The sequence below is a fragment of the Demequina ureilytica genome (genome assembly GCF_048553575.1).
In the GTDB taxonomy this organism is placed as follows: domain Bacteria; phylum Actinomycetota; class Actinomycetes; order Actinomycetales; family Demequinaceae; genus Demequina.
On the sequence record NZ_JBLZIE010000001.1, the window covers coordinates 231,842 to 255,520 of the forward strand.

At 69.3% G+C, this 23,679-nt stretch carries 17 protein-coding genes, 1 tRNA gene and 1 riboswitch; of the genes, 4 read left to right on the forward strand and 14 right to left on the reverse strand.

Going from position 1 to position 23,679, the window contains the following annotated elements; all coding sequences use genetic code 11:
- Positions 1–51 precede the first annotated feature (51 nt).
- The 3 genes from ACNI3K_RS01005 to ACNI3K_RS01015 all read right to left on the reverse strand — a co-directional run bounded on the left by ACNI3K_RS01005 (position 52) and on the right by ACNI3K_RS01015 (position 2,846).
- Entirely contained in the window at positions 52–1,824 is a 1,773-nt protein-coding gene (locus tag ACNI3K_RS01005; RefSeq protein ID WP_419389997.1) for a DUF4012 domain-containing protein, read from the reverse strand.
- 132 nt (positions 1,825–1,956) lie between these two features.
- Complete coding sequence (locus ACNI3K_RS01010) at positions 1,957–2,385, reverse strand: CAP domain-containing protein (protein WP_419389998.1); 429 nt, start codon at positions 2,383–2,385, stop codon at positions 1,957–1,959.
- A 47-nt stretch (positions 2,386–2,432) separates the two neighbouring features.
- On the reverse strand, positions 2,433–2,846 hold the full coding sequence (locus ACNI3K_RS01015) for a CAP domain-containing protein (RefSeq protein WP_419389999.1): 414 nt from the start codon (positions 2,844–2,846) through the stop codon (positions 2,433–2,435).
- 257 nt (positions 2,847–3,103) lie between these two features.
- Here ACNI3K_RS01015 and ACNI3K_RS01020 point away from each other — a divergent pair, with 257 nt between their 5' ends.
- Complete coding sequence (locus tag ACNI3K_RS01020; RefSeq protein ID WP_419390000.1) at positions 3,104–4,675, forward strand: HNH endonuclease signature motif containing protein; 1,572 nt, start codon at positions 3,104–3,106, stop codon at positions 4,673–4,675.
- A 25-nt stretch (positions 4,676–4,700) separates the two neighbouring features.
- On the opposite strand, the gene ACNI3K_RS01025 is transcribed toward ACNI3K_RS01020, so the two are convergent.
- From ACNI3K_RS01025 to ACNI3K_RS01040, 4 genes are all read right to left on the reverse strand, one after another.
- On the reverse strand, positions 4,701–5,450 hold the full coding sequence (locus ACNI3K_RS01025; RefSeq protein WP_419390001.1) for a YdcF family protein: 750 nt from the start codon (positions 5,448–5,450) through the stop codon (positions 4,701–4,703).
- A gap of 6 nt (positions 5,451–5,456) precedes the next feature.
- A complete protein-coding gene (locus tag ACNI3K_RS01030; protein ID WP_419390002.1) occupies positions 5,457–8,843 on the reverse strand; it encodes an FAD-binding and (Fe-S)-binding domain-containing protein in 3,387 nt (1,128 codons plus the stop codon).
- 111 nt (positions 8,844–8,954) lie between these two features.
- Entirely contained in the window at positions 8,955–9,626 is a 672-nt protein-coding gene (locus tag ACNI3K_RS01035) for an arsenate reductase ArsC (RefSeq protein ID WP_419390003.1), read from the reverse strand.
- Positions 9,627–9,629: 3 nt separating this feature from the next.
- Entirely contained in the window at positions 9,630–10,316 is a 687-nt protein-coding gene (locus ACNI3K_RS01040; RefSeq protein WP_419390004.1) for an arsenate reductase/protein-tyrosine-phosphatase family protein, read from the reverse strand.
- A 352-nt stretch (positions 10,317–10,668) separates the two neighbouring features.
- Here ACNI3K_RS01040 and ACNI3K_RS01045 point away from each other — a divergent pair, with 352 nt between their 5' ends.
- Positions 10,669–13,692 carry a hypothetical protein gene (locus tag ACNI3K_RS01045; RefSeq protein WP_419390005.1) on the forward strand — a complete coding sequence of 1,008 codons (3,024 nt, stop codon included), beginning with the start codon at positions 10,669–10,671 and terminating at the stop codon, positions 13,690–13,692.
- Positions 13,693–13,947: 255 nt separating this feature from the next.
- Here the strand turns inward: ACNI3K_RS01045 and ACNI3K_RS01050 are convergent, their stop codons facing one another.
- On the reverse strand, positions 13,948–14,766 hold the full coding sequence (locus ACNI3K_RS01050) for a L,D-transpeptidase family protein (protein ID WP_419390006.1): 819 nt from the start codon (positions 14,764–14,766) through the stop codon (positions 13,948–13,950).
- Positions 14,767–15,020: 254 nt separating this feature from the next.
- Between ACNI3K_RS01050 and ACNI3K_RS01055 the strand changes: the two genes are divergently transcribed.
- Both ACNI3K_RS01055 and ACNI3K_RS01060 read left to right on the forward strand, forming a co-directional pair.
- Entirely contained in the window at positions 15,021–16,481 is a 1,461-nt protein-coding gene (locus ACNI3K_RS01055) for an NAD-dependent succinate-semialdehyde dehydrogenase (protein WP_419390007.1), read from the forward strand.
- Between the two features lie 120 nt (positions 16,482–16,601).
- Positions 16,602–17,474 carry a hypothetical protein gene (locus ACNI3K_RS01060; protein ID WP_419390008.1) on the forward strand — a complete coding sequence of 291 codons (873 nt, stop codon included), beginning with the start codon at positions 16,602–16,604 and terminating at the stop codon, positions 17,472–17,474.
- Positions 17,475–17,742: 268 nt separating this feature from the next.
- Here ACNI3K_RS01060 and ACNI3K_RS01065 read toward each other — a convergent pair whose 3' ends face one another.
- The 6 genes from ACNI3K_RS01065 to tmk all read right to left on the reverse strand — a co-directional run bounded on the left by ACNI3K_RS01065 (position 17,743) and on the right by tmk (position 23,538).
- The gene (locus ACNI3K_RS01065) at positions 17,743–18,714 is read right to left on the reverse strand and encodes a hypothetical protein (protein WP_419390009.1); all 972 of its coding nucleotides are present in this window, start codon (positions 18,712–18,714) and stop codon (positions 17,743–17,745) included.
- 44 nt (positions 18,715–18,758) lie between these two features.
- The gene (locus ACNI3K_RS01070) at positions 18,759–19,265 is read right to left on the reverse strand and encodes a hypothetical protein (RefSeq protein ID WP_419390010.1); all 507 of its coding nucleotides are present in this window, start codon (positions 19,263–19,265) and stop codon (positions 18,759–18,761) included.
- A 14-nt stretch (positions 19,266–19,279) separates the two neighbouring features.
- A riboswitch (cyclic di-GMP riboswitch) is annotated at positions 19,280–19,355 on the reverse strand.
- A gap of 597 nt (positions 19,356–19,952) precedes the next feature.
- Positions 19,953–20,025 (reverse strand) — tRNA-Thr (locus ACNI3K_RS01075).
- 35 nt (positions 20,026–20,060) lie between these two features.
- Complete coding sequence (locus ACNI3K_RS01080; RefSeq protein ID WP_419390011.1) at positions 20,061–21,608, reverse strand: alpha/beta hydrolase; 1,548 nt, start codon at positions 21,606–21,608, stop codon at positions 20,061–20,063.
- A 47-nt stretch (positions 21,609–21,655) separates the two neighbouring features.
- On the reverse strand, positions 21,656–22,852 hold the full coding sequence (locus ACNI3K_RS01085; RefSeq protein ID WP_419390012.1) for a DNA polymerase III subunit delta': 1,197 nt from the start codon (positions 22,850–22,852) through the stop codon (positions 21,656–21,658).
- Positions 22,849–23,538, reverse strand: a complete 690-nt coding sequence (gene tmk, locus ACNI3K_RS01090) for a dTMP kinase (protein ID WP_419390013.1) — start codon at positions 23,536–23,538, stop codon at positions 22,849–22,851. The genes ACNI3K_RS01085 and tmk overlap by 4 nt, the downstream gene beginning before the upstream one ends.
- Between the last annotated feature and the right edge of the window lie 141 nt (positions 23,539–23,679).

Here is a 23,679-nt window from a genome sequence, read left to right on the forward strand (position 1 = left end):
GTTCCCCAGACTAACTAAGTGATGCGAAAAAATACGGATGCAGACGAAAGGTTAGCAACCTTCCGGCGATTCGAGAACTTCGGCGACGTTAACAGTAGGTTTCGCGCCAGGTGTGAGAGTCGCATCAGTCCATTGTGCCGAGGGTTCGTAGGACTGTAGTTCCCACGCGAGAGTCCGCGTCTGCCCTGGCAGAACCTCTACTCTGACGTTCGCTGCGGGCCGGCCGTGATGGATTACGGGCCGCATCTGGGCCTGCTCCCCATCGAGTGCGAGATTCGTCACTGAGGTACCTGAAGGGGGGTAGATCACTACATTCGCGTGAAACTCTCCTGCAGGCACAAAGGCGTCAGCCCCCGAGACATACCCCGGAAGGTCATTCACATCGCCGTCGAATGTGTGTGTGAGTTCAAGAACCGCACTGCCACCGGTGGTTTGATCACCTGCGCCACACATCGAGCGCTCCGCCTCCAGGGTCGCGTCGACGTAGTAGCCGATCTTCGAGCCAGAGCCGTCGTTGATGAAAACACCGAGGGTCTCGTCCTGCTCAAGGATGTTGCCACCCGCGACGGTGGTGTCGAGGACTGCCTGCTCCGCCTCGTTGGCGGACCACACCAGTAGGCGCTCCTCGTCGAGGGCCCGCTGAGCGCCATCCATCACGCCCGCGCCGCCGCTGACGAGTTCGCCGAACAGTTCGCGCGCGGCGAGCGCGAAGAACGCGTCTTGAACGTTCGGGTCCTCGTAGCGCAGGTAGATCTCGTTAAGCAGCACCTGAGCGAGGTTGTCCCCGCTGATGGTGAGCCCGTCCACCTCACGCTCGTCGGAGCCGGCCATCATGTACTGGAGCGCCACCGGGTCCACCGCGATGACGCCGTCGGGGACGCTGCCCCGCTCCCGTTCCCAGAACGCGGACGCCACCTGGGCGGCACGCGGGAACTCCGGCGTGAAGGTGACGTTCTGCAGGTACAGCGACATACGGCGGGTGAAGATCTGATACTCGTCGTCGGTGAGCTCGGTGACCTCTTCGTCCGGCACGTTGAGGTCGCCGGCGGTGTAGTACTCGCCCAGTTCGAACCGGCCATCGTCAATGGTCACTTCCAGCGCCGCGCCCACGATGCCGCCCAGCGCACGTGGCTCCGCGTTGTTCTGCATCAGCACCATGTACTCGCGCGGCCCCTCGCCGCCGAGCATGCCGGGCAGCACCTGCGCGGTCGCGTAGGCATCGGCCACCACCACAGAGAGTTCGTCGATCTCCGTGCGCAACCGCTCGAAGGGCTCGCGCACCTGTGCGATGGCCCCGTCCGCATCGGCCGCCTGCAATGCCGTGTTCTGACTGGCGAGCGCGGCATCCGCACTTTCCAGCGCGGGAACAAAGGGCTCGAGGAAGAACGGGTCAATACGCCCGTCCTCGAACGGTGGCGCCTCGAGAGCACTGAGGTCGTCGAGCTCCGCGAGCGGGCCCAAGGCGTCCTCGGCGAGCACGCCCATCGCGGTGCCGGCGGCCTGCAGCGGCCGCACCTGGTCGCCCAGCCACGGCGTACGGGCGGCCAGCCACCAGTGGGGGCCGTCGCTGTGGGCGTTGAAGCTCTGCGCGGACTGCGCGAGTTCGTCGACGGTGGTGGAGAGTGCCGCCGCGTCGCGGTCGGTCAGCGCCTGCTGCGCGCGGGCGGCGCCGCTGTCGAGAGCCTGCGCCTCTTCCATGAGCCGCATGCCGTCCCACGCGAGCCAGCCAGCCCATACTGCGAGGGCGAGCACGGGCGCCAGCACCCACGGCCACACGCGGCGCTTGCGCGTGCGCGGCGCCGCGTGGGTGGGCTGCTGAGCCATGGACGACCTCGCTGAGAGAGAAGGAGTGGGGGCCGGAGTCGGATGCCCGCCGCCCCGCTGGGACACCTTACCTAAGGCGCGTAGGCGGACTGCGCCGCCCGAGCATCGGCCGTACTGGGCTTTGGCGAGGGTCTAACTGATGGCGCCGCCGTCGCTGTCGGGCTCGCCGTGCGCCAGCCACGAGCAGGTCATGAGGCCGTCGTCCGCGACGCACCCGACCGCTCCCACCGCGAAGTCTTCGTTGACGATGTTCGCCCGGTGCCCCGCCGAGTTCATCCAGCGGTTCACGATCTCCTGCGGCTCGACGTCCGCACGCGACAGGTTCTCGCCGGCGATCGCCCCCTCCGCGCAGTCGAGCGACAGCACCTGGTGCTCGAGGGAGTCGGCGTCCGCGGCGTCCCGCGCGCGCTCGGTGGCGGGCTCGACCAGGCAGTCGCTCCATTCGAGCTCGTCGAGGCCCTGGGCGGCGCGCTCCTCGTTGGTGCCCTCGAAGAGCTGCTGGGCGTAGGTCTCCGGCTCGAGGAGGGACTGCTCAGGGCCGGCGCACCCTACTGTTGCCACGGCGAAGGCAAGTGCCGTTGCCAGGCCACTTTTCGCTCGGCCGAATGTCATTCCACGTACCCCTGGAAGATCACCGAGCACGCCATCCCGGCGATCTCTTCGCCCGGCTCGACGGCGCGGTTGGTGTCCTCGAACGAGACGCCCACGCAGCCCACGCCCGCGCGCTCGAACAGTGGGTCGATGAGGTTGGGCAACTGCAGGTCGTCCGCAGCCCACGTGTCGACCACCTCCGCGGCGCTCTGGTCCGAGCGCGACACGTTCTCGCCCGCGTAGTCGAAGTCGCCGCAATCGGCCGGGAGCTCCTCGCGAGGGACGGTCTCTGCGCCCGGCAGGTCGGCGGCGCGGTCGCGGGCGTGGCCGGTCATGCAGTCGCTTGTTGTCAGGCGCCCGACGCCTTCCTGTACGCGCATGGCGTTGATCTGGTCGAGCAGCTGCTGCTCGTACTCGGCCGGGGCAGGCATGTCGACCGGCTGCCGGATGGCGCAACCTGTCAAGGCGGCCGATGCGGTCGCGGCTAGCGCTATTGCGGCGGCTAGTGCTTTGGCTGGGCGGGTTCGCGGCTTCACGGGTTCAGGGTAGCCAGCCGATGCGGGGGTCGGGTTTGCGTGGGTTCGTTGGCCCGGTTTTCTAGCCGTCCCCAGGCAGTGCCGGACTTGTCTTGTCCACAGTATTCTGCCAGGGCTTATTCAATGTCAGAGGTCGGTGTTTGACTTGCCTCATGACCACGACCACCGAGTCCGCCCCGCCGGTCCAGGACGACTGGGCCGAGCTCGTCGGCGTGCTCCGCGAGGCGCACCGGCTGATGGACAAGGCGCGCGGGCCGCTGGCCGGCCCCGGTGTTCGCGAGCTCAACGAGGACCTCCTCATGGAGGTGCACGGGGAGCTCGCGGGCGTGAAGAAGTCGTGGGACCTGTGCATGGCGCCCACGAGCGCGGAGATCGGGCGGCGCTCGACGCCTGACCTGGGCTCGACCGGACTGTCGCGCAAGCGCGGGTTCACAGACCCTGCGGACATGCTGGCCAACCAGACGGGCGGCTCCCGGCGTGATGCCCGCACGCTCATCGACGTGGGGCGCGCGATGGCCGATGCCGAGGCCCAGGAACGCAAGGAGCTCGAGGCCTTGGCGACCGGGGCGCCGCCGCCCGAGCCCGAGGAGCCGGTATACCCGGCGGTGGCGCGGGCGTTGGCGGAGGGGCGCATCGGAGTGGAGTCCGCTCGCGCGATCACCGGGATGCTCGACTCCGTGCGAGAGATGGTGACGCGCGAGGTGGTGGCGGAGACGGAGCGGCTGCTGGTGGCCAAGGCCCCGGGGCTCTCTACCGAGAAGTTCCGGGTGGTCGTGCGCCGGCACTTGGCCTGGCTGCGCGCCGAAGCCGCCGAGGAGCGCCAGAAGAACATGGCCGCCGACCGCTACCTGCTACTCACCGAGCAGAGCGACGGCATGGTGGAGATTCGTGGCCGGCTCGATCCGGTGAGCGCGGCGCCGCTGCGCGCGGCCATCGAGGGGATGGTCAAGCGGGCGTTCCGTATGCGGCGGGACGATCCTGACCCCCTGGCGCCCGACAACCGCACGGTGGGACAGATCCGGGCCGATGCCCTGAGCACCTTTGCTCGTCACATGCTCGGGTGCAGCAAGGCGCCGATCTCGCGCGCGTCCACCACTGTGGTGGTGCGGATCGGGCTGGACGAACTGCGCCGGGGCGTGGGTGCGGCCGAGGTCGAGGGCGGTGACGGCGTCATCCCCGTCTCGGAGCTGCGGCGGCTGGGCGTGGATGCGCAGTACATCCCCGTGGTGCTCGGCGGCAAGGGCGAGGTGCTCGACGTGGGCCGCAAGTGGCGCCGGTTCTCCCGGGCGCAGCGAACCGGATTCCTTGAGCGGGACGGCGGCTGCGCGATGTGCGGGGCGCCCCCGAGCCACTGCGAGGCCCATCACATCAAGTGGTGGGACCGGGACCGCGGGCGCACGGACCTTTCGAACGGCGTAATGTTGTGCGTCGCTTGCCACCACACGGTGCATGGAAACGACTGGGGCATCAAGACCACCCACGACCAGGTGTGGTTCATCCCGCCAGCGGAGGTGGATCCGGCAAGGACTCCGCGGCTGGGTGGCCGTGCTCGATTCGGGGTCACGCCCGAAGAACGAGAACAGCTGGTCGCGGCGGGGTCGCCGCGCGGGCCTAACGATGAGGACGGGCCTGACGACGCCGACGGACCCGGCGACGAGGACGGGGCTGACTCGGAGTTGGAACTGGGGTTGTTTGACGAACCCGTGAGTCCCGATGCTGGGTGAACTCTGCCCGTTTCCGGGCGCGAGCTCAGCAGCCCTGGAGGATCGCCGCCTTGGTGAAGCCCGCGGTCTGGTAGGCGTACATGTAGGCCCAGTACCAAGGGGCCAGACTCTCCCCCACGTCCACCATGGCGATGTCGCCCGTGTCGCAGCGCTCCATGATCATGCGCGCTCGAGAGATGTGGGGAGTGAGAGTGATGACGGCGGCCGAGTCCCAGCCGTGCTCGACCATCTCGTCCTCGAGCCAGCGGGCCTCACCGCGCGTGGTGAAGGGGTCGGGCTTCGAGCACAGCACCGGGATTCCGGGTTCAAGGTCGAGCGGAGCCTCGGGAGCGTCCGGACCGGTGCCCGAGTTCTCCGCGCCGGCAGACCCGGCAGCCTCGTTGGTGAGCTTGTCCCCCGCGCCCGCAGACCCGCTCGCCTCGGCGGTGCGCTCGGCCCCCGCGCCGGCAGAGCCGACCGCCTCGGCGGTGCGCTCGGCCCCTGCGCCGATTCCCTCAGCCCTTCCGTCGAGCCCGCAGGCCCGCGCGGCCTCGGTCCAGCGGTCGCTCTCCTCGGGGTCGAGCGAGACGAGCAGCGCCTCGGCGCGGCCGTCTGCGATCAAGTCGTAGGCCACCTCCATGCGGGCGTCCGTGGGTGGGCCGATCACGTAGGCGACGTCCACGTTGACCGTGCCGGGGTCGTCGGTGGCGGGCGTGACGAGAATCGGAATCCCGACGACGACAAGCACGATGGCCACTGCGACGACGACGATCGCCGCCTTGCCCCGCCGGCGCATCGTCGGCTAGAGCCTTTCGGCGAGCAGTTGGGCGAGGTGGCGGCCGCGGATCCCGGCGAGGTCGTCGGCCTGAGTGCGGCAACTGACGCCGTCCGCGAGGAAGATGCTGTCCTCGGGTGCGTCGCGCAGGGCCGGCAACAGCGAGTTCTCGGCGACCTTGACCGAGACGTCGTAGTGGCCCTTCTCGGTGCCCCAGTTGCCGGCCAGTCCGCAGCAGCCCGAGGCCTCCGTGACGGTCGCGCCCAGGTCCCGCATGAGCTCGCGGTCGGCGCCGAACCCCACGACCGAGTACTGGTGGCAGTGCGGCTGCACCACGGCCGAGACGTCGGCGAGGCTCGGCGCCTTCCAGCCGTCTTTGGGCTTCACCGGCGCCTGGCCGGTGAGGACCTCGGCGAGCGTGAAGGTGTGGCTCGCGACCGCGACGGCGCGCGGGTCGTCGGGCAGCAGCTCGAGCAGGTCGGAGCGGAGCGTGGCGATGCAGCTCGGCTCGACACCGATGATCGGGATCCCGTTGATCGCGAAGGGGCCCAGCACCTTCAGCAGGTCGCTCATGCGTCGCCGGGCGCCGTCGAGCTGCCCGGTGCTGATCCACGTGACGCCGCAGCACGCCTGCTCGCGGGGCACGATCACGTCGAGCCCGGCCGCCTCGAGCACCCGGATGATCGCCGTCGGAACCTCGGGGTCGAGTCCGTCGGTAAAGCTGTCGGCCCACAGCACCACACGCTGTCGGGTGGGGGCCTTGCCTGCCTCGGCCGATGCACTGCCGTCCGTCTGCGCTGTGTCGTCCAACTGCGCGGCATCAAAGGCGGGCGAGCCGGGACGGACCGCACTGAGAACCTCCGCCTCCGTGCCTGCCGCTGGCGTGGGGACGTCGGTGGCGGATGAAGCCGAACCCTCGGCGCCGGGCTCGATCCCGCGCCCCGCGTCTGCGCGAGGCGACTCCTGGCCTACTGAACGATGAGCGCTCGACTGGGTCCCGCTCCCGCCGTCCAGGGCCACCTTGTCGCCAGCCGCCGAACTGGACTGGCCCGCCTGAGGTTCGCCGGAGCGAGCCGAGCCGCGCTCTGCTGGGCTCGCCGAACCTGGAGCACCAGACCCAACCCCGCTGCCGCCGTCCTGGGCCGCTGTGTACCCCACCAGCTCGGAAGCGGACTGCGCACCGCTAGCGCCGCCGATGCCGGACCCAGCCGACCCGCGCCCACCCGAAACCTGCGCACTCAACCCGGCCACGCTGTCAATGTCGGGCGCCGCCTTGTAGCCAGCCCCAGCCGCCGAAGCGCCAGGCCCCACCGGTCGATGCGACTTCGCCACCTCGGTGCGGCGGAAGGGCGTCGCCGCGAAGACCGGCAAGCGGCGGCGCGTGTCCATGCCCGCCGCACCCACCGCAAACTTCTGGATCCACGCCGGACGGAGCAGCGCGTTGACGAGCCTCGGCGCGACGCCGACCACCTTGAGCCAGCGCGGCAGCCAGCCGATGCTGTAGTGAGTCATCGGCCTTACTTTGTTCTTGTACGACCGGTGCAGCACCTCGGCCTTATAGGCCGCCATGTCCACGCCCGAGGGGCAGTCCGAGCTGCACGCCTTGCAACTGAGGCACAGGTCCAGGCTCTCGCGCACCTCCGGCGCCGTGAGGCCGCCCACGAGCGTGCCGTTGATCGCATCCTGGAGCACCCGAGCTCGTCCGCGCGTGACGTCCTTCTCGTCCCCCGTCGCCGCGTAGCTGGGGCACATGAATCCCGAGCCCGAGCCGATCGCATCGGCCCGGCACTTGCCCACGCCCGTGCAGCGGTGGACCGCCTCGGTCAGGTCGCCGTGATCGTGAGCAAAGGCGAGGCCTCCGCTGCTGGGCTTCGTACGGGGCGCGGCGGGCCGGCGCAGGTCCTGATCCAACGGCGCCGGGTCGACGATGATGCCCGGGTTCAGGTGGCCGCGTGGGTCGAACAGGGCCTTGACCTGGCCGAACAGCGCGATCGCCTCGGGCGAGTACATGGCCTTGAGCAGCTCACCGCGGGCCCGACCGTCGCCGTGCTCCCCCGACAGTGATCCGCCGTGCGAGGCCACCAGCGCGGCCGCGTCCTCCATGAACGCGCGCAAGGGTCGGCCGTCGTGCTGCAGCGGAATGTCGAGCCGCACGTGAATGCAGCCGTCCCCAAAATGTCCGAACGGCTGACCCGTCACCCCGTGCGAGGCCATGAGCGAATCGAACTCGCGCAGGTAGGTGCCCAGGTGCTCCGGCGGGACCGCCGCGTCCTCCCAGCCCGGCCAGCACTCCTTGTTGTCGGCGCTCCGGCCCGCGAGACCAGCCCCGTCGGCGCGGATCGCCCATAGCCGGGCCGCCTCGCGCGGGTCCTCGAGCACGCGCACGGAGTCGGTGCCGCAGTCGGCGAGCAGGCCGGCAAGGATCGACCGCGCCTCCGCCTCGGTGTCCGCGCCCACCTCGATGAACAGCCAGCCCCCGCCCGGCGGCAGGTCGGGGATCGCCTGCGCGCCCTTCGCCAGCCGGATCCGATCGACCAGCCGCGCGTCCAACCCTTCGACCGCGTGGGGGCCGTGCTTCATGATCGGCACCACGGCGTCGGCCGCCGCAGGCATGTCCGCATATCCCAGGGCGGCCGTCAGCCGGACCGGGGCGATCGGCACCAGGCGCACTGTGGCCTCGACCGTGGTCGCGAGTGTGCCCTCGGTGCCCACCAGGAACTTGGCCAGGTCCGCCCCGTTCTCCGTCAGGAGGTGCTCGAGGCTGTAGCCGCTCACCTGCCGGTCGAACCGACCGAACTCCGTGCGGATCAAAGCCATGTTGGCCCGGACGAGGTCGCTCAACCCGGCGACCGCATCGGCCGTCCGTGGGCCCGCGGCCAGCACCCGACCGTCGCCCGTGATCGCCTGCAAACCCAAGACGTTCTGCGCCGTCTTGCCATGCGCGACCGCGTGAGGGCCGCATGCGTTGTTGCCGATCATCCCGCCCAGCGTGGCGCGGTTGGTGGTCGACGGGTCCGGGCCGAACCGCAGCCCGTGCGGCGCCGCGACCTTCTGCAGCTCCGAGAGCACCACGCCGGGCTGGACCCGCGCCGAGCCGCCCTCGGCGTCGACCTCAAGAATCTTGTTCAGGTGGCGGCTCACATCGATGACCACGCCCGGCCCGATCGCGTTGCCGGCGACCGAGGTGCCGCCGCCGCGCATGGTGACCTGCGCATCGGCCGTGCGGGCGGCCTCCAAGGTCGCGGCGAGGTCGTCACCGTCCCGCGGGAAGACCACCACGGCCGGGGGCACCCGATAGTTGGAGGCATCCGAGGAGTACTCGGCGCGGCGGCGGGTGTTGTCGTCGACCTCGCCGTCGATGTGTGCGCGCAGGTGAGCCGCGAGGTCCGTGGTCTCAGGCGCAGGGGCGGTCACGCCGTCATTCTTTCACGGGCGCCGATCGGCCCTGACGGCTACGTAGCGCGCACGAGGCCTCGAAAAGTGGCCATGGTGACTACGCAGGAGGCTGCGTAGAAGGCGAGGCGGTCAGGAAGCCGCAGCCTTCTCCTCGATCTCCACGCCCAGCTCCTCGAGCAGGCCGCGCACCCGCTGCTCGATCTCGTCGCGGACCGGCCGCACGTTCTCGATGCTCGTGCCCGGCAGCGCGTCGATCTCCCAGTCGAGGTAGCGCTTGCCCGGATACACGGGGCAGGCGTCGCCGCAGCCCATGGTGACCACCACGTCGGCCGCCTTGAGGGTCTCCTCGGTCCACGGCTTGGGGAACTCGCCCGAGATGTCGATGCCGACCTCGCGCATGGCCGCCACGGAGTGCTCGTTAAGCGTGAGGCCCGGCTCGGAGCCGCCGGACCAGCCGATCGCACGGTCGCCCGCCAGCTGCTTCATGAAGCCGAGCGCCATCTGCGACTTGCCCGCGTTGTGGACGCACAGGAAGAGGACCACCGGCTTGCCGTCGCGGGTCTCGTTCTCGATGCGGCTGAGCGCGTGCAGGCGCTGGCGCGCGAACCGCTCGGCAAGCAGCGGCAGGTAGTTCACCACGGTCGCGCGGCCGGAGAACTGGTCGTAAGAGGTGGCGAGGAACTTCTCGATGGTCTCGCGATTGAAGGTGCCGACGAACTCCGACTCGAGTTGGCGGGCGGCCGTCTCGAGGGCGTACGTCTGGTCGATCGAGAAGGTCTCGAGGCGCTTGAGGTGGCTCATGGCTTAACTTCCATTCGTGACAGCGGCAGCGAGGCGCTGCACGCGGGGTTGGATCTCAATGAAGGCTTGGGCGAAGGCCTGGGCGGTGGAATCGTCCGATGCACGGGCTGGGTCCGGCACGGACCAGTGCAGGGCGGCGTCGCCGTCGAGGGTTTCGCGCGCGTTGTCGCACACGGTGATGACGAGGTCGCCTTCCCGGCGATCAGCGGCGAGGGCGGTAGGGACGTAGGACAGCGGCTGCAGGCCGTGGCGCGCGAGCTCGGCGACGGCATACGGATTCACGAAGGGCGCCGGCGCGGTCCCGGCCGAGGCGACCGGCACGTCGGACTGGCGTGCGAACAGGCTGGCCGCGAACTGCGAGCGGGCGGAGTTGGCGGTGCAGACGAACACCACTCGGCAGGCGCCGACGGCGTCTCCGTGCGCGGCCGTGGCCGCGACGAGCGGCTGCTCCCAGTCGAGGGCGAGGTACGAGCGACGGCCGTCGCCCTCGGAGCGCCGCCTGATGACTGCTCCGGCCTGCGTGAGAACCCCTACGTGATGCGCGAGGAGGTTACTCGGGAGATCGAGGTCGCGGGACAGCTCGGAGGGGGAGCGGTCCGAGAGCGCGAGGGCGTCGACGATGCGCAGCCGCTGGGGGTCCGCCAGCGCGGACAGCAGGGCTCGCCGGTCGGTCGTCGGGGGCGCGCTCATGCCGCCAGTGTACCTCAATGTTGGTTGAGGTATTCGACGAGCGAGTGCCTACCATGCACGGGCCCAGGCCCGCCCCAATGCCCGCCTTCGCCGCGCCGAGGCGGCGAGAGTGATGGCGCTCACACCCGCATTGGCGCTAGCATGACGAAGGTCCCTAGGGGTTCAACGATGAGCCCGTACTCTCCGTTCACGCGTGACTACTTCCGTCACTTGGTTCACATGAGTTGACTGGCGTCACATGAGTCACACCCTCCCGTTGACAGTGTGAGAAATGTCACTAATCTCGAATTGGGCGAGGGAGTTGAGGGGATCGCGCACATCGCGATCCATCCCTCGTGCTGGGGAGGATGTCATGAAGCTAGGAACCAAATTTCTCGTGACGCTGAGCGCTACTGCGCTCGCGCTCGTGGGATGGGCCGTACCGGCCGCGGTCGCGACCGGCGGCGGAGGCTCATCCGATAACAAGAACACTGCCGACTACTGGTTGAACCAGTACGACAACGCCGTTGCCTGCTACTACAGCGAGGGCGACTCCGGTCACGGTGAAGTGACCGACGACGCCGAGGGAAACGAGGGCGTCAAGCTCAAGGAGTTCGTGCAGTCCTGGGAGGGTGACCGCTGGGAGGTGCTCATCGTCAAGGGCGGCAACGACCGCAACGTCTACGAGTTGCCCAACGCCAACGAGGTCTATCACGCACCCGACAACGCAAGCGGAAAGCCTGCTGGCGTCTCGCACTGGATCGTCTGTAAGGGCTCGCAAGAGCAGCAGACCTTCCAGCCCGACTGTGCGTCGATGACGTTCGAGTATCCGGGCTCCACCAAGGACCAGCACATCAACGTCGAGATCAAGCCTCGCGGCGCCGATGCCGGCGAGAGCAACATCACGCTGAACTTCCACAACGACGACGACTCGTGGAGCAACCCCTACACCGCGGTCTACGCCGACCACCCGAACTGGCCAGGCTGGGCCGAGTACACGGTCGTGTGGGTCCAGGTCTCCGGGCAGGACTACCACTGGTCCGGCGCTCTCGACTGCGGCGAGCCCGACCCCGAGTACTTCATCTGCGAGTGGAACTCCGAGACCGACGAGTTCACGAAGACCAAGGTCGAGTCCATCGGCGCCGAGGACGTCGAGTGGGTCGACGGCTCCGAGTGCACCCCCGACGAGGCGACGTACTGCTTCGCCGACGGTGACGGCGGCTTCACCGAGGACACCGTCCGCGACGACGGCACCTACCCGCTGGGCGACCCCGTCGACGCAGAGAACTGCATCGAGGACGAGGTCGAATACGAGATCTGCGTGTGGAACTCCGACACCGACACCGCGGTGAAGACCACGGTTCCAGCGATGACCGGCGACGACATCGAGTGGGTCGACGGCTCCGAGTGCACCCCCGACGAGGCGACGTACTGCTTCGCCGACGGTGACGGCGGCTTCACCGAGGCCACCGTCCGCGACGACGGCACCTACCCGCTGGGCGACCCCGTCGACGCAGAGAACTGCATCGAGGACGAGGTCGAATACGAGATCTGCGTGTGGAACTCCGACACCGACACCGCGGTGAAGACCACGGTTCCAGCGATGACCGGCGACGACATCGAGTGGGTCGACGGCTCCGAGTGCACCCCCGACGAGGCGACGTACTGCTTCGCCGACGGTGACGGCGGCTTCACCGAGGCCACCGTCCGCGACGACGGCACCTACCCGCTGGGCGACCCCGTCGACGCAGAGAACTGCATCGAGGACGAGGTCGAATACGAGATCTGCGTGTGGAACTCCGACACCGACACCGCGGTGAAGACCACGGTTCCAGCGATGACCGGCGACGACATCGAGTGGGTCGACGGCTCCGAGTGCACCCCCGACGAGGCGACGTACTGCTTCGCCGACGGTGACGGCGGCTTCACCGAGGCCACCGTCCGCGACGACGGCACCTACCCGCTGGGCGACCCCGTCGACGCAGAGAATTGCGTCGAGGACGAGGTCGAGTACACGATCTGCGCCGAGGGCGACAACGGCTGGTACGGGATGACCGTCACCGAGGATGAGCTCCCTGCGGAGTACACCCTGTGGACCGGCGACGCCGCGGACTGCTTCGAGGAGTACACGACGTTCTTCTGCTGGGAGATCCAGGGCGAGGACCTGCAGACCGACCAGTGGGGCCACCCGCTGTTCAACGGTGACTTGTTCACACCCCCGCAGGAGTTCGTCATGGAGGGTGACTCGTTCACCGACCTGCGCGACTGCTGGGACATCGTGGCCGACTGCGACACCATCACCTGGTTCCAGCTCGACGAGTACATCGTGAAGTCCGAGCAGGACGAGGCGTACCTGGAGTACCTCAAGGCCAACGGCAACGGTTGGAACGGCGAGAGCGCGCACGACGCCTACATGGTCGTGGACTGGGTGTTCCAGTCCGCCGTCGGTGACGAGTGCGAGGAGCCCACTCCGGAGTACATCTGCGAGTGGAACGCTGAGACCGACACTCCGGTGAGGACCGAGGTCGCCGAGATCGGCGAGGGCGACATCGAATGGGTCGACGGCTCCGAGTGCACCCCGGACGAGGCGACGTACTGCTTCGCCGACGGTGACGGCGGGTTCGTTCAGGACACCGTCCGCGACGACGGCACTTACCCGCTCGGCGACCCCGTGGACGCTGAGAACTGCGTCGAGGACGAGGTCGAGTACACGATCTGCGCCCAGGACGGCGACACCTGGTACGGCCTGACCGTCACCGAGGACGAGCTGCCTGCGGAGTACATCCTCTGGACTGGCGACGCAGCGGACTGCTACGACGAGCCGCTGTACATCTGCCTGTGGGACGACGAGCAGGACACCCCGGTCATGACCGAGGTCGACAGCATCAGCCCCACTCAGACCCCGTGGTTCGACGGTTCCGAGTGCACCCCGGACGAGGCGACGTACTGCTTCGCCGACGGTGACGGCGGGTTCGTTCAGGACACCGTCCGCGACGACGGCAACTTCCCGCTTGGCGATCCGGTCGCCAGCGAGGACTGCGTCGAGTCCGTCAACGACGTCACCATCTGCGCCCAGGACGGCGACACCTGGTACGGCCTGACGGTCACCGAGGATGAGCTGCCCGCGGAGTACATCCTGTGGACCGGCGACGCCTCGGACTGCTTCGAGGACGAGGAAGAGATCACGTACGTGGAGGTCTGCGTCGAGGGCGATGAGGAAGGCACCTTCGAGGCCGGCACCATTCCAGAATCCGAGCTCACCGAGGACATGCTCCTCTGGGACGCGGAGATGGAAGACGGCGGCTGCAGCGAGGACTTCACGGTCGTGCTCGGCGCTCCGCCGCTCGAGGCACCGGCCGCGACACCCATCGTCGCGGTAGCCACCTACGCCGGCTGATCACCAGCCGGTAGGCACTGACGCCCGCTATCGCGCCTCACGGCGCGGTGGCGGGCGTCGTGCTTTGTCCGGCCGGTCGCGCCAGCCACAGGGTGTGTGGTCCTGCCCGGCGGCCGATGCGCGGGCCGGGCAGTTGCGTGCCGGGTCGTGTCTGGCTGCCAGTGTGTGCGCGGGTAGCCCGCCTGACGCATCGGCCGGAGCGAAGGTACGAAGCCCAGCCCGAGCATCGGCCCGTCTCGCGGGCGGACGTGGAGGTCAGCCGTCCTCGCCGTCGACCGGGGCCGCCTCGTCGCTGATCCGCACCGGCGTTCCCAAGGGCAGGCCGATGTCCATGACGAGCTCCGTGATGGTGTCGTTCGAGAGTCGGATGCAGCCGCTCGACACGTATTCGCCGATGAGGTCCGGCTCGTTGGTGCCGTGCACCCCGATGATCGCGTCGCCGCCGTTGAACTCGTCGAGCACCGGCGAGAACCCCGAGAGCCCGTACGCGTACGGCCCGTAGACGCCCGTGGGGTCCGGCGGCTGCAGCAACTCCCGGATGAAGTAGACGCCGCCCGGCGTGGGCCGCTCCTCACGGCCGACCCCGATGGGCGCCGTCAGCACCTCCGACGAGCCCTTCATCACCGTGAGCTCGAAGTCCACCAGCGACACCTCGACGGAGAAGTCGGTGCTGGCCACCGTGACGTCGTCGGCGCGCACCCACCCGGTCGAGCCGTTGGGCCGCACCGGCAGGTACACCTCGAGCCAGCCGTCGGCCTGATCCTTGACCAGGAACACCAGTGGGGTCGCCTCGGGAGCCGTCAGCACGTCCTCGGCTGCGATGGACTGCGCCACGTCGCCATCGGGGCCGTCGTAGATCTCGATAGGCGAGGAGACCGCCGTTGCGATCGTGGACGCGTTGAGCTCCACCGGGCTCGCGGTCGGGCTGACCGAGGTCTCCGGCGCCGTGACTGCCGGGGTCGGGCCAGCGCTCGGACCGGTGGGGCTGGTCGAAGGCTCCGGATCGGAGCCGCACGCGCTCACCAGGAGCACGGCCGCGCCCGCCATCGCCAGCGCACTCATCGGCAGTCTCATGTGTGGCCCCTCAGTCGACGTGGCCGCGGGCAAGCGACCGCTCACCATCCTATGCGGGCCTGCCACCCGCGCCCCAGCCCTGCCCCGCCCCTTCCCGCCCCCTCCGCCTTAGCGCGGCAGGGGGCGCCCAGCGTCGGCTTCGGCGCCCCCGTGGATCCTGGCGGACCCTCAGTGTCGCTGGATGCCCGCGGTCGGCGGATGACTCGCGGCCCTCCCGCCGTTGAACCCGTCATACGACCAACGAAGGAGCCGTCATGACCGACCGCGAGACCTCCCTGCTGGAGACCGTTCCCGACCAGCTGCTCATCGCCGGCGAGTGGCGAGACGCCGCTGACGGCGCGACTCTGGACGTGCGAGACCCGGCGACGGGCAAGGTGATCCGGACGGTCGCATCGGCCGGTGTGGAGGACGGACGCGCCGCCCTCGATGCCGCGTGCGAGGCCTTCCCTGCGTGGGCGGCAACCCCCGCGCGCGAGCGCGGCGAGATCCTGCGCCGCGCCTTCGACCTGCTCACCGAGCGCGCCGACGACTTCGCACTGCTGATGACGCTCGAGATGGGCAAGCCGCTATCCGGATCGCAGGGCGAGGTGACGTACGGCGCCGAGTTCCTGCGCTGGTTCTCCGAGGAGGCCGCGCGCATCCAGGGCCGCTACGGTACGAACCCCGAGGGCACCGGCCGCACCATCGTGTCGCACCACCCCGTGGGCCCGAGCTACCTCATCACGCCGTGGAACTTCCCGCTCGCGATGGCCACGCGCAAGATCGCGCCGGCCCTCGCTGCCGGGTGCACCGTGGTGATCAAGCCCGCCAGCTCGACGCCGCTCACCACGCTCGCCTTCGCGGCGCTCATGGAGGAGGCGGGCCTTCCACCCGGAGTGCTTAACGTGTTGACCACCTCCGAATCACGCGCCGTCTCCGAGCCGATCATCAGCGACCCGCGGCTGCGCAAGCTGTCCTTCACGGGGTCCACCGGCGTGGGCTCGTCGCTGCTCGAGCAGGCCGCCCCCGGGATCCTCCGCACATCGATGGAGCTGGGCGGCAACGCGCCGTTCGTGGTGTTCGAGGACGCGGACCTCGACGCCGCCGTCGACGGCGCGATGCAGGCGAAGTTCCGCAACATCGGGCAGGCGTGCACGTCCGCCAACAGGTTCATCGTGCACGCGTCCGTAGCCCACGAGTTCGCGGACCGGGTCACCGAGCGCGTCCAGGCCATGACCGTGGGCCGCGGCACCGAGGACGGCGTGGAGATCGGGCCGCTCATCGACGACGACGCGCTCGACAAGGTCTCCCGCCTCGTGGCCGATGCGGTGGACAAGGGCGCGACCCTGCGCACCGGCGGCGAGCGGCTGGACCGCGGGGGCACCTTCTACGCCCCCACCGTGCTGACCGACGTGCCGGACGGAGCGGACCTGCTCGCCGAGGAGATCTTTGGACCGGTGCTCGCGATGCAGACCTTCGACACCGAGGATCAGGCGGTGGCCATGGCCAACGACACCGAGTTCGGGCTCGTCGCGTACGCGTACACCGAATCGCTCGCGCGCGGCCAGCGGATCATCGACCGGCTCGAGACCGGGATGCTGGGGCTCAACGTGGGCGTGATCTCGAATGCGTCCGCACCCTTTGGCGGCGTGAAGATGTCCGGGCTGGGCCGCGAAGGCGGTGCCGAGGGCATCCACGAGTACCTGCAGACGCGGTACACAATGACCCCGGCCTGATCCCTCGCGCCCTCCCCCGTCTGAGCGCCGCATGAGTTGCTCAGTGTTGGTCGTCGGGCGGCGGCGAACACTGTGAGGCGCTGAGTGCGCTGTGCCATACTCCCCGGCAAGGGGGACACCATGACCGCGACACCGCCCACCACCGGGCCCGATGCCACGCGCCGCTCGCGGCGCCCGCGCACCACGGCGACCCTGGCGAGCATGGTCCTTGCCGCATCGGCCCTCACCGGGTGCGCGACTGCAGCACAGGAACCCGCCGCCACGCCTGCCTCCCAGTCCCCGGCCACGTCGTCCCCGGCCACGTCGTCCTCGCCTGCGGCCCAGGTCCCGTTCGACGCCGCGGAGACCTTCCTCTGCCAGGGCCTCACCCTGGACGGGGAGGTGCTCGCCGAGGCCACACCGGTGGCGGATCTCACCGGTGACGCGGCGGCCATGCTCGACGCGGCCATGTACGACGACGGCAAGCCGCTGGAGCTCGAGGATCCGGACGCCTGGTACCTGGCCCAGCTCAGGGAGGACGGCATCGCCATCATGAGGGAGGCGCCCGCGGAGTTGGCCGCGCAGGAGGACCTGGGCAGCACCTACCGCGAGTTCCTCGAGGTGCGCCGCGTCGAGGGCGCATCCAACATTCCCGATGGCTGGTACGTGATGGCCGGGGGCGGCTGCAGCCTCACGATCGACCTGGGTGACCTCACCGTCCCCACGGTGGAGCTTGACCCTGCGACCCCTCCCAGCGCTGACACCACCGAGCTACACCTCCTCGTGACGGAGGCCGGCTGCAACTCAGGCCGGCCCGCGGACGGGCGCATCGAATTGGTCTCTCACACGGAGACCGCGGCGGCGGTCACGGTGACCCTCGGCATCGAGCCCGAATCCGGCGACCAGACCTGCCAAGGCAACCCGCCCACGCCGTTCGTGGTGACGCTCGAGGAGCCGCTTGGCGACCGCGATGTCATCGACGGCGCGCGCGGCGAGCCGATCACCGCTCCCTAGCGCAACGCGGTTGGCGCGCATGGCAAAGGCCCGGCCCCCGCGACCGCCGTAGCGTCCCAGTGATGGCCCAGTGTCGAATCTGAGGGAGTCACGGATCCTGGAGGACCGTGAGTGCCGGACAGCGAAGGATGACCCGGCCCGCGCATCGGGCGCCCCCGGGACACACGAAAGGCCCCGGTCGCAGGACCGGGGCCGAACGAGCCGCCAATGGACTGGAGCGGCTCTGACCGCCAGCGTCTGACGGGGCAGCAGGCGCGTCGGGCGAGGCCTACGAAGATGCCCGCGAGCGCTTTCGAGCGATCGTGATGGCGACGATGGCGGCCGCCAGAACTGCCAGGGCTGCGGCGATGACAAGGATGACGAACAGGTGAGACACGCCTTCGTCGATGGTCGCCTCAGCAACGCCCCCCGGCTCCGGGAACGTCAGGTCCGCCTCGATCGACCGCTCCTCGAGCCCGCTTGTCACGGTGAGTTCGGCGTGCCATGGGCCGTTCGGAAGCAAGGGGTCGAGTGCGACCGTCACGGGTGCGCTCTCCCCAATACCCAGAGTCGTCACCGGATCGGTGCTGAAGGGACCAGCTGAAACGCCGCCGGGTCCGTCAGACAGACTGACCTCAGCGGTCAGATCAAGGGCCCGCTCGCCGGTGTTCGTCACGGTGGCCTCGAGAGAAGGTGAGCCATCTTCGGTGCGAGACGCCGTCAGCCCATCGACTGTGAAGTCCGACGGTGGAACGCCCCCCTCGCCTACCGAAAGGTAAATGCGGATACCCACGCGAGTCACCGCGGTGACGCCGCCCCCCTCAGGCACATCGGAAACCTCGGCCCAAATGACACCGTAGTGCTCACCCCTTGTTGCACCGGTCGGCACGGCGATCTTCAGGTCGACCTCCGCCCGCTCCCCCGCCTCAAGTTCAGGCGCAGAGGGGGACACGTCGATCCAACTGGAGAGCTCGTTCGGGGCGTCCTCTGGCTCCCCCACAAAACTGCCGCCACTAATCTGAGCAGCTGCCGGGTAGACCGTGACGGTCGTGGACTCATTCGTCCCGTTGGACACCTCGACGCGTCGCTCGATGACCGTACCCGGTGCGACATGGTCGATGATGTAGACGTTTGCCCTCGGATTGTCTGCAGTGGCCACCGGGGCGTCGAGCAGTCGGATTCCGATGCCTCCGGCAGGCTCATCCTGCGACCCGGCAGTCACGCCCCACGCACTGGTGGCCGGGACCATCGCCCCGGCCACCAGTGCGAGCGTTACTAAAGCTCTACGCAAGACTGACCTCTGCCTCAGGCCACAGAGGTGGTGATGGTCCCGGTGTAGGTTCCGGCAGTGCTGCTCGCAGGCAAGGTGACCGTGAGGGTCGGGTTCCACGTCGCCGTGTTGTTGCCCTCGACTAGCGTGCCGCCGACGACCTCGACAGCGACCGCGGTGAGCGCCTTTGTCCCGCCGGTAGCCGTGACGATTCCGGTCTTGGCGACCGTGCCGGTCACGTACGACACACCAGTGGAGCTCGTGGTGGTGTTGGTGAACGCGCTCGTACTTGCCTTGACGGACCAGCCCGTGACGCCTCCGCGGTTGTCCGTGACGACGACGTCGCCCAGCGCACCGCTCACTGACGTGGCACCCGAGTTCCCCGCCGTGAGGGCTGCGCTCCCAGCCGCGGCGACTGAAAGCGTGCCTCCCGCGAGCGCGAACGTCGTGGTGGTGTCCCCGGCAGAAGCAGAGACGGTGGTGGCGCCGAAGAGTGCGGTGGCGACAATGCCAACGCCGATGGCGCGTGTGATTTTTTGCATGGTAATGCTCCCTCTGTGGTAGCCCGGCCGACCGCGTGGGTCCCGTTGGCTTTGCGTCCCCGCCTTGCGACGGGTTTGCCTTTTTCACGCCCGGATCGGTTGACCGGGTGGGTAGGCCGTGATGGCCATGCGGGTGACTGTAGGTCACTTCGGACGCGAAGCAGTAGCGAGCGCGCCAATTCGTGGATGTCGACCGCGCAGTGGTCTTCGTCGCGTCGTCCGGTTGCGGCCCCGTCACGGCCACTGACGCGATAGCCCATATACCTCATCAGTCCTGGTCAAGTCATGGAAGGGTCACGTGACCCGCTGTCGCGGCGCAAGGACTGTGTGGAGCCTGCCCGACACCTAGGTCGCGCAGAGGACTCAGCGTGTTGGCTTTGTCACCGCGATGGATTCGGCACAGGGTCGTCGCGGCGGCAGGGTGGGTTCCCGGTTGGGTCACCCGCTACGGCATAGATTCGGCGGCGGCGTTCGGGCCTTGCCCCACACCCCTTATCCGCCTTAGCGCCCTAGCGGACGCTGGGTGTCGGATCTGCGGGAGCCGCCGGTCCTGGCGGACCGTCAGTGCCGGACAGCACCACGAAACCCGCCACAGGCGACCATGAGTGCCGGACAGGAGGTCGGGGGAAGGAGGCGGAGCCGGGGCGGACATACGAAAGGCCCCGATCACAAGACCGGGGCCAAACGAGCCGCCTAAGGGAATCGAACCCTTGACCTATTCATTACGAGTGAATCGCTCTGCCGACTGAGCTAAGGCGGCGTGCACCAACCGGTGCGGTTTGCCATCTTAGCGGCTTAACACTGAGTTCCCGAATCCGGCATCTCGCCGTCCACAAGGAACCCGTCGACCTGGTCGATGATGCACTGGTTCGACCGCCCGTACGCCGTGTGACCCTCGCCGTCATACGTGAGCAGCGTCGCGTCCAGGCGCTCCGCGAGCGACTCCGACCACCAGTACGGCGTGGCCGGGTCGTTGGTGGTGCCGATGACCAGCATCTGCTCGGCGGTCGCAGCAGACTCGAGCGACGTGATGTGCCGGTCCGCGGTCCATGGCCACGCGTCGCACCCCGCGCCGCTCGCGAACCACCAGCCGAACGTGGGCGACGCTTCGCGCATCTCGGCCCGGAAGTCGTCCACGTCCTCGATGGTCCACTCGTCGCCCGGGACGTCGTCCAGGCAGCCGATCGCGGTGAAGGCCCACGTCGAGTTCGTCGTGTACTCGCCGGTGGTGCCGTCGCGGTCCAGATAGAAGTTCGCGAGCTCGTACATGATCGACGCATCCCCCGAGGCGGCGACCTCCGCGAGCGCCTGCTCGAGGAACGGCCACGATGCCTCGTCGTACAGCGTGACGACCACGCCGTAGACGAACAGGTTGCCGTTCACGCCCCACTCGGTGCCCGAGGGGAAGGGGTCGTCGAGAGCGCGATCCATCATGGAGCTCAGCTGCGACTTCATCGCATCGACCCCTCCCGCCAGCGGGCACGAGTCGCGCTCGCCGCACCACCGCAGGAAGTTGGTGAGCGCGTTCTCGAACCCCTCGGCCTGGCCGCTCGCCTGCTCGACGGACGGGAGCAGGAAGTCGACCGCGCCGTCGAGCACGAGCCGGCCCACGTTCTCGGGGTAGAGCTCCGCATACGTCGCGCCCAGTTGGGTGCCGTACGAGAACCCCAAGAAGTTGAGTTGCTCGTCGCCCACCGCGGCACGGATCACATCCATGTCGCGCGCCGCACTGACCGTGTCCACGTTCTCGACGACGGCGCCCGACTCCAAGCGACACAGGGCGGCGAAGTCGGCGGCGGCCTCGTTGGCCTCGTCAAGGTCGTCCTGGGTCTCGATCAGCCTGTCGGGGATGTAGTACTCGTCGACCTGCTCGTCCGTGCCGCACTGCACCGGCGTCGATGCGGCCACCCCGCGCGGGTCGAAGCCGATGACGTCGTAGGAGTCCAGCAGCGCCTCGCCCGCGGTGGTCACGAAGGGCTCCGTAAGCGCCAGCCCCGAGCCGCCCGGCCCGCCCGGGTTGATGAGCAGCGAGCCAAGCCGCGCATCGGCGTCGAGCGCGCGGTGTCGGTTGAGCGCGACCTCTATGGTGTCGCCGTCCTCGTCGCTCCAGTCGAGCGGCACCCGGATCGTCGCGCACTCGAGCTCCCCGCATTCGCTCCACTCGAGCTGCTGCTCGTAGATGCCCGATGCGCCCGTCCCCCCAGGTGCGGGCGTCCCCGTGGACGTGGGCGCGGCATCGTCCGGGGAGACCTGCGTCTTGTCCGGAGTGCAGGCGGCGAGGGCGAGCACGGCGACGGCCGATGCGGCAACCAAGCGGGCAAGGGCGGGCGCGCGGCGGATCATGCGCCTAGCCTAAGCGCCTGTGCTATTCGAAGGACGCGGCGCCATTCCTACGATGCGGTGCGGGGCCGCAGCGCGAGCGCCATCGCCTCGAGGGCGAGCACCGGCGCGACGTTGCCTGCCAGCCGGTCCCGGGTCTGGGCCAGCGCGTCCAGGCACCGCATGGTGTCCGCCAGCGTGCCGCGCCCCGCCAGGCCCTCGACGTGCCCACGGTGCGACTCGTTGACCAGCGGCACCGTCGCGCCCACCTGCAGGCAGGCGACGTCCCGGTAGAGCGACATCAGGTCGACGATGGCGCGGTCCAGCACATCGCGCTTGAGCCGGGTCGCGCGCCGCTTCTGGTCCTCCTCGAGCTGCTTGACCTGCGAGCGCAGCGCGGGCGGCAGGCGCCCACCGTCGTCGGCGCCGAGAGTGCGCAGCAGCTCGTTGCGCTCCTCGACGTCGCGCTCCTCGGTCGAGGCCTTCGCGTCCGCCTCCGCCACTGCCACGAGGTCGGCGGCAGCCAGCACCGCGTCACCGACGCCGCGAATCTCGGTCGCGAGCGCGAGCACCTGGTCGCGCCGGCCGCGGGCGGCGGGATCACGGGCGAGCCGCCGCGCGATGCCGATGTGGCTCTGCGACGCGTACGCGCACTGACGGGCGAGCTCCGGCTCCACTCCGTCCTGCGAGACCAGCAGCTGCGCCACCACCTCGGGGTCCGGCACTCGCAGGCGCACATGACGCGAGCGCGAGCGGATGGTCACCGCGACGTCCTCCGCCGACGGCGCGCACAGTAGCCAGACGGTGCGCGGCGGCGGCTCCTCGATGGACTTCAGCAGCACGTTGGAGGTGCGCTCGGTCATACGATCCGCGTCCTCGATCACCATCACGCGCCAACGCCCCTCGCTGGGCGAGGACTGCGCGGTCGCGATCAGGTCGCGGACCTCGTCGATGCTGATGGTGACCTTCTCGGTGGCGAGCAGCGTCACGTCCGCGTGCGCTCCACTGAGCGACGTCGTGCACGCCCGGCACGTGCCGCAACCGCCCTCGAGGCACTGCAGCGCCGCGGCGAAGGCGCGGGCCGCATACGACCGCCCCGATCCCGGCGGCCCAGTGATGATCCAGGCGTGGGTCATGGCACCGGAGTCGGCGACCGCCGCCCGCAGCGGCGCGATGGCGACCTCCTGGCCCACCACCTCGTCCCACACGCTCTTCACCCGCGCGGCGCTGTTAGTAGGCACTGCGCTGTCGGTGGACGCTGCGCTCACGGCGTTCCCCAAGGCTCGAGCCCTTCAGCCTCGCGGGAAGCAGACCCAGCCCGCGCATCGGCCGTCCAGGGACCCGACCGAGCCATCGCATCGGACACCGCGCGTGAGACGTCGCTCGCGACGTCTTCGATCGAGCGCGCGGCGTCGATCACTGCGTACCGCGAGGGCTCGCGCGCGGCGAGATCGAGGAAAGCGGAGCGAATGAGCACCGCGTGCTCCAGCGTCTCGCGCTCCACGCGGTCGAGCTCGCGCTCCATCCGCCCCTCGGCCGGCTCCATATCCAGCACGACGGTCAGGTCCGGCAGCAGTCCCTCGGTCGCCCAGCGCGAGATGCGCTCCACCTCGTCGCCCAGCCCGCGGGCCCCGCCCTGGTAGACGATCGACGAGTCGACGTAGCGGTCCTGCACCACCACGGCGCCGCGCTCGATGGCGGGGCGCACCTTGGTGGCGATGTGGTGGGCCCGGTCGGCGGCGTACAGGAGCGCCTCGGCACGTGGGGCGACGTGGTCCCCGTGCATCACCGCCTGCCGGAGCTCCTGCCCCAGCCGCGTGCCGCCGGGCTCGCGGGTGGTCACCACCTCGAAGCCGCCGCCCGCCGGGGCACGCAGGTGACCCGCGAGCAGGTCGATCTGGGTGGACTTGCCCACGCCGTCGCCGCCCTCGAACACCACGAAGAATCCCGTCATGCGACCAACTTACCGGCGGGCGCGGACACCGGACGGCGCATGGCGAACCTGCCGCGTGTCCCTAGTGCGACGGCGCTGGTACTGCTACCTTTCGCAAGCGTGAGAATGCAAAAAAGGGCGCTCCCGCTTCCACATCACCGC

Coding starts and splice junctions, on each gene's coding strand:
- ACNI3K_RS01005 (WP_419389997.1), bottom strand. CDS start 1,824: ATGGCTCAGCAGCCCACCCACGCGGCGCCGCGCACGCGCAAGCGCCGC.
- ACNI3K_RS01015 (WP_419389999.1), bottom strand. CDS start 2,846: ATGCCTGCCCCGGCCGAGTACGAGCAGCAGCTGCTCGACCAGATCAAC.
- ACNI3K_RS01020 (WP_419390000.1), top strand. CDS start 3,104: ATGACCACGACCACCGAGTCCGCCCCGCCGGTCCAGGACGACTGGGCC.
- ACNI3K_RS01025 (WP_419390001.1), bottom strand. CDS start 5,450: ATGCGCCGGCGGGGCAAGGCGGCGATCGTCGTCGTCGCAGTGGCCATC.
- ACNI3K_RS01035 (WP_419390003.1), bottom strand. CDS start 9,626: ATGAGCCACCTCAAGCGCCTCGAGACCTTCTCGATCGACCAGACGTAC.
- ACNI3K_RS01040 (WP_419390004.1), bottom strand. CDS start 10,316: ATGAGCGCGCCCCCGACGACCGACCGGCGAGCCCTGCTGTCCGCGCTG.
- ACNI3K_RS01045 (WP_419390005.1), top strand. CDS start 10,669: ATGAAGCTAGGAACCAAATTTCTCGTGACGCTGAGCGCTACTGCGCTC.
- ACNI3K_RS01050 (WP_419390006.1), bottom strand. CDS start 14,766: ATGAGACTGCCGATGAGTGCGCTGGCGATGGCGGGCGCGGCCGTGCTC.
- ACNI3K_RS01055 (WP_419390007.1), top strand. CDS start 15,021: ATGACCGACCGCGAGACCTCCCTGCTGGAGACCGTTCCCGACCAGCTG.
- ACNI3K_RS01060 (WP_419390008.1), top strand. CDS start 16,602: ATGACCGCGACACCGCCCACCACCGGGCCCGATGCCACGCGCCGCTCG.
- ACNI3K_RS01070 (WP_419390010.1), bottom strand. CDS start 19,265: ATGCAAAAAATCACACGCGCCATCGGCGTTGGCATTGTCGCCACCGCA.
- ACNI3K_RS01080 (WP_419390011.1), bottom strand. CDS start 21,608: ATGATCCGCCGCGCGCCCGCCCTTGCCCGCTTGGTTGCCGCATCGGCC.
- tmk (WP_419390013.1), bottom strand. CDS start 23,538: ATGACGGGATTCTTCGTGGTGTTCGAGGGCGGCGACGGCGTGGGCAAG.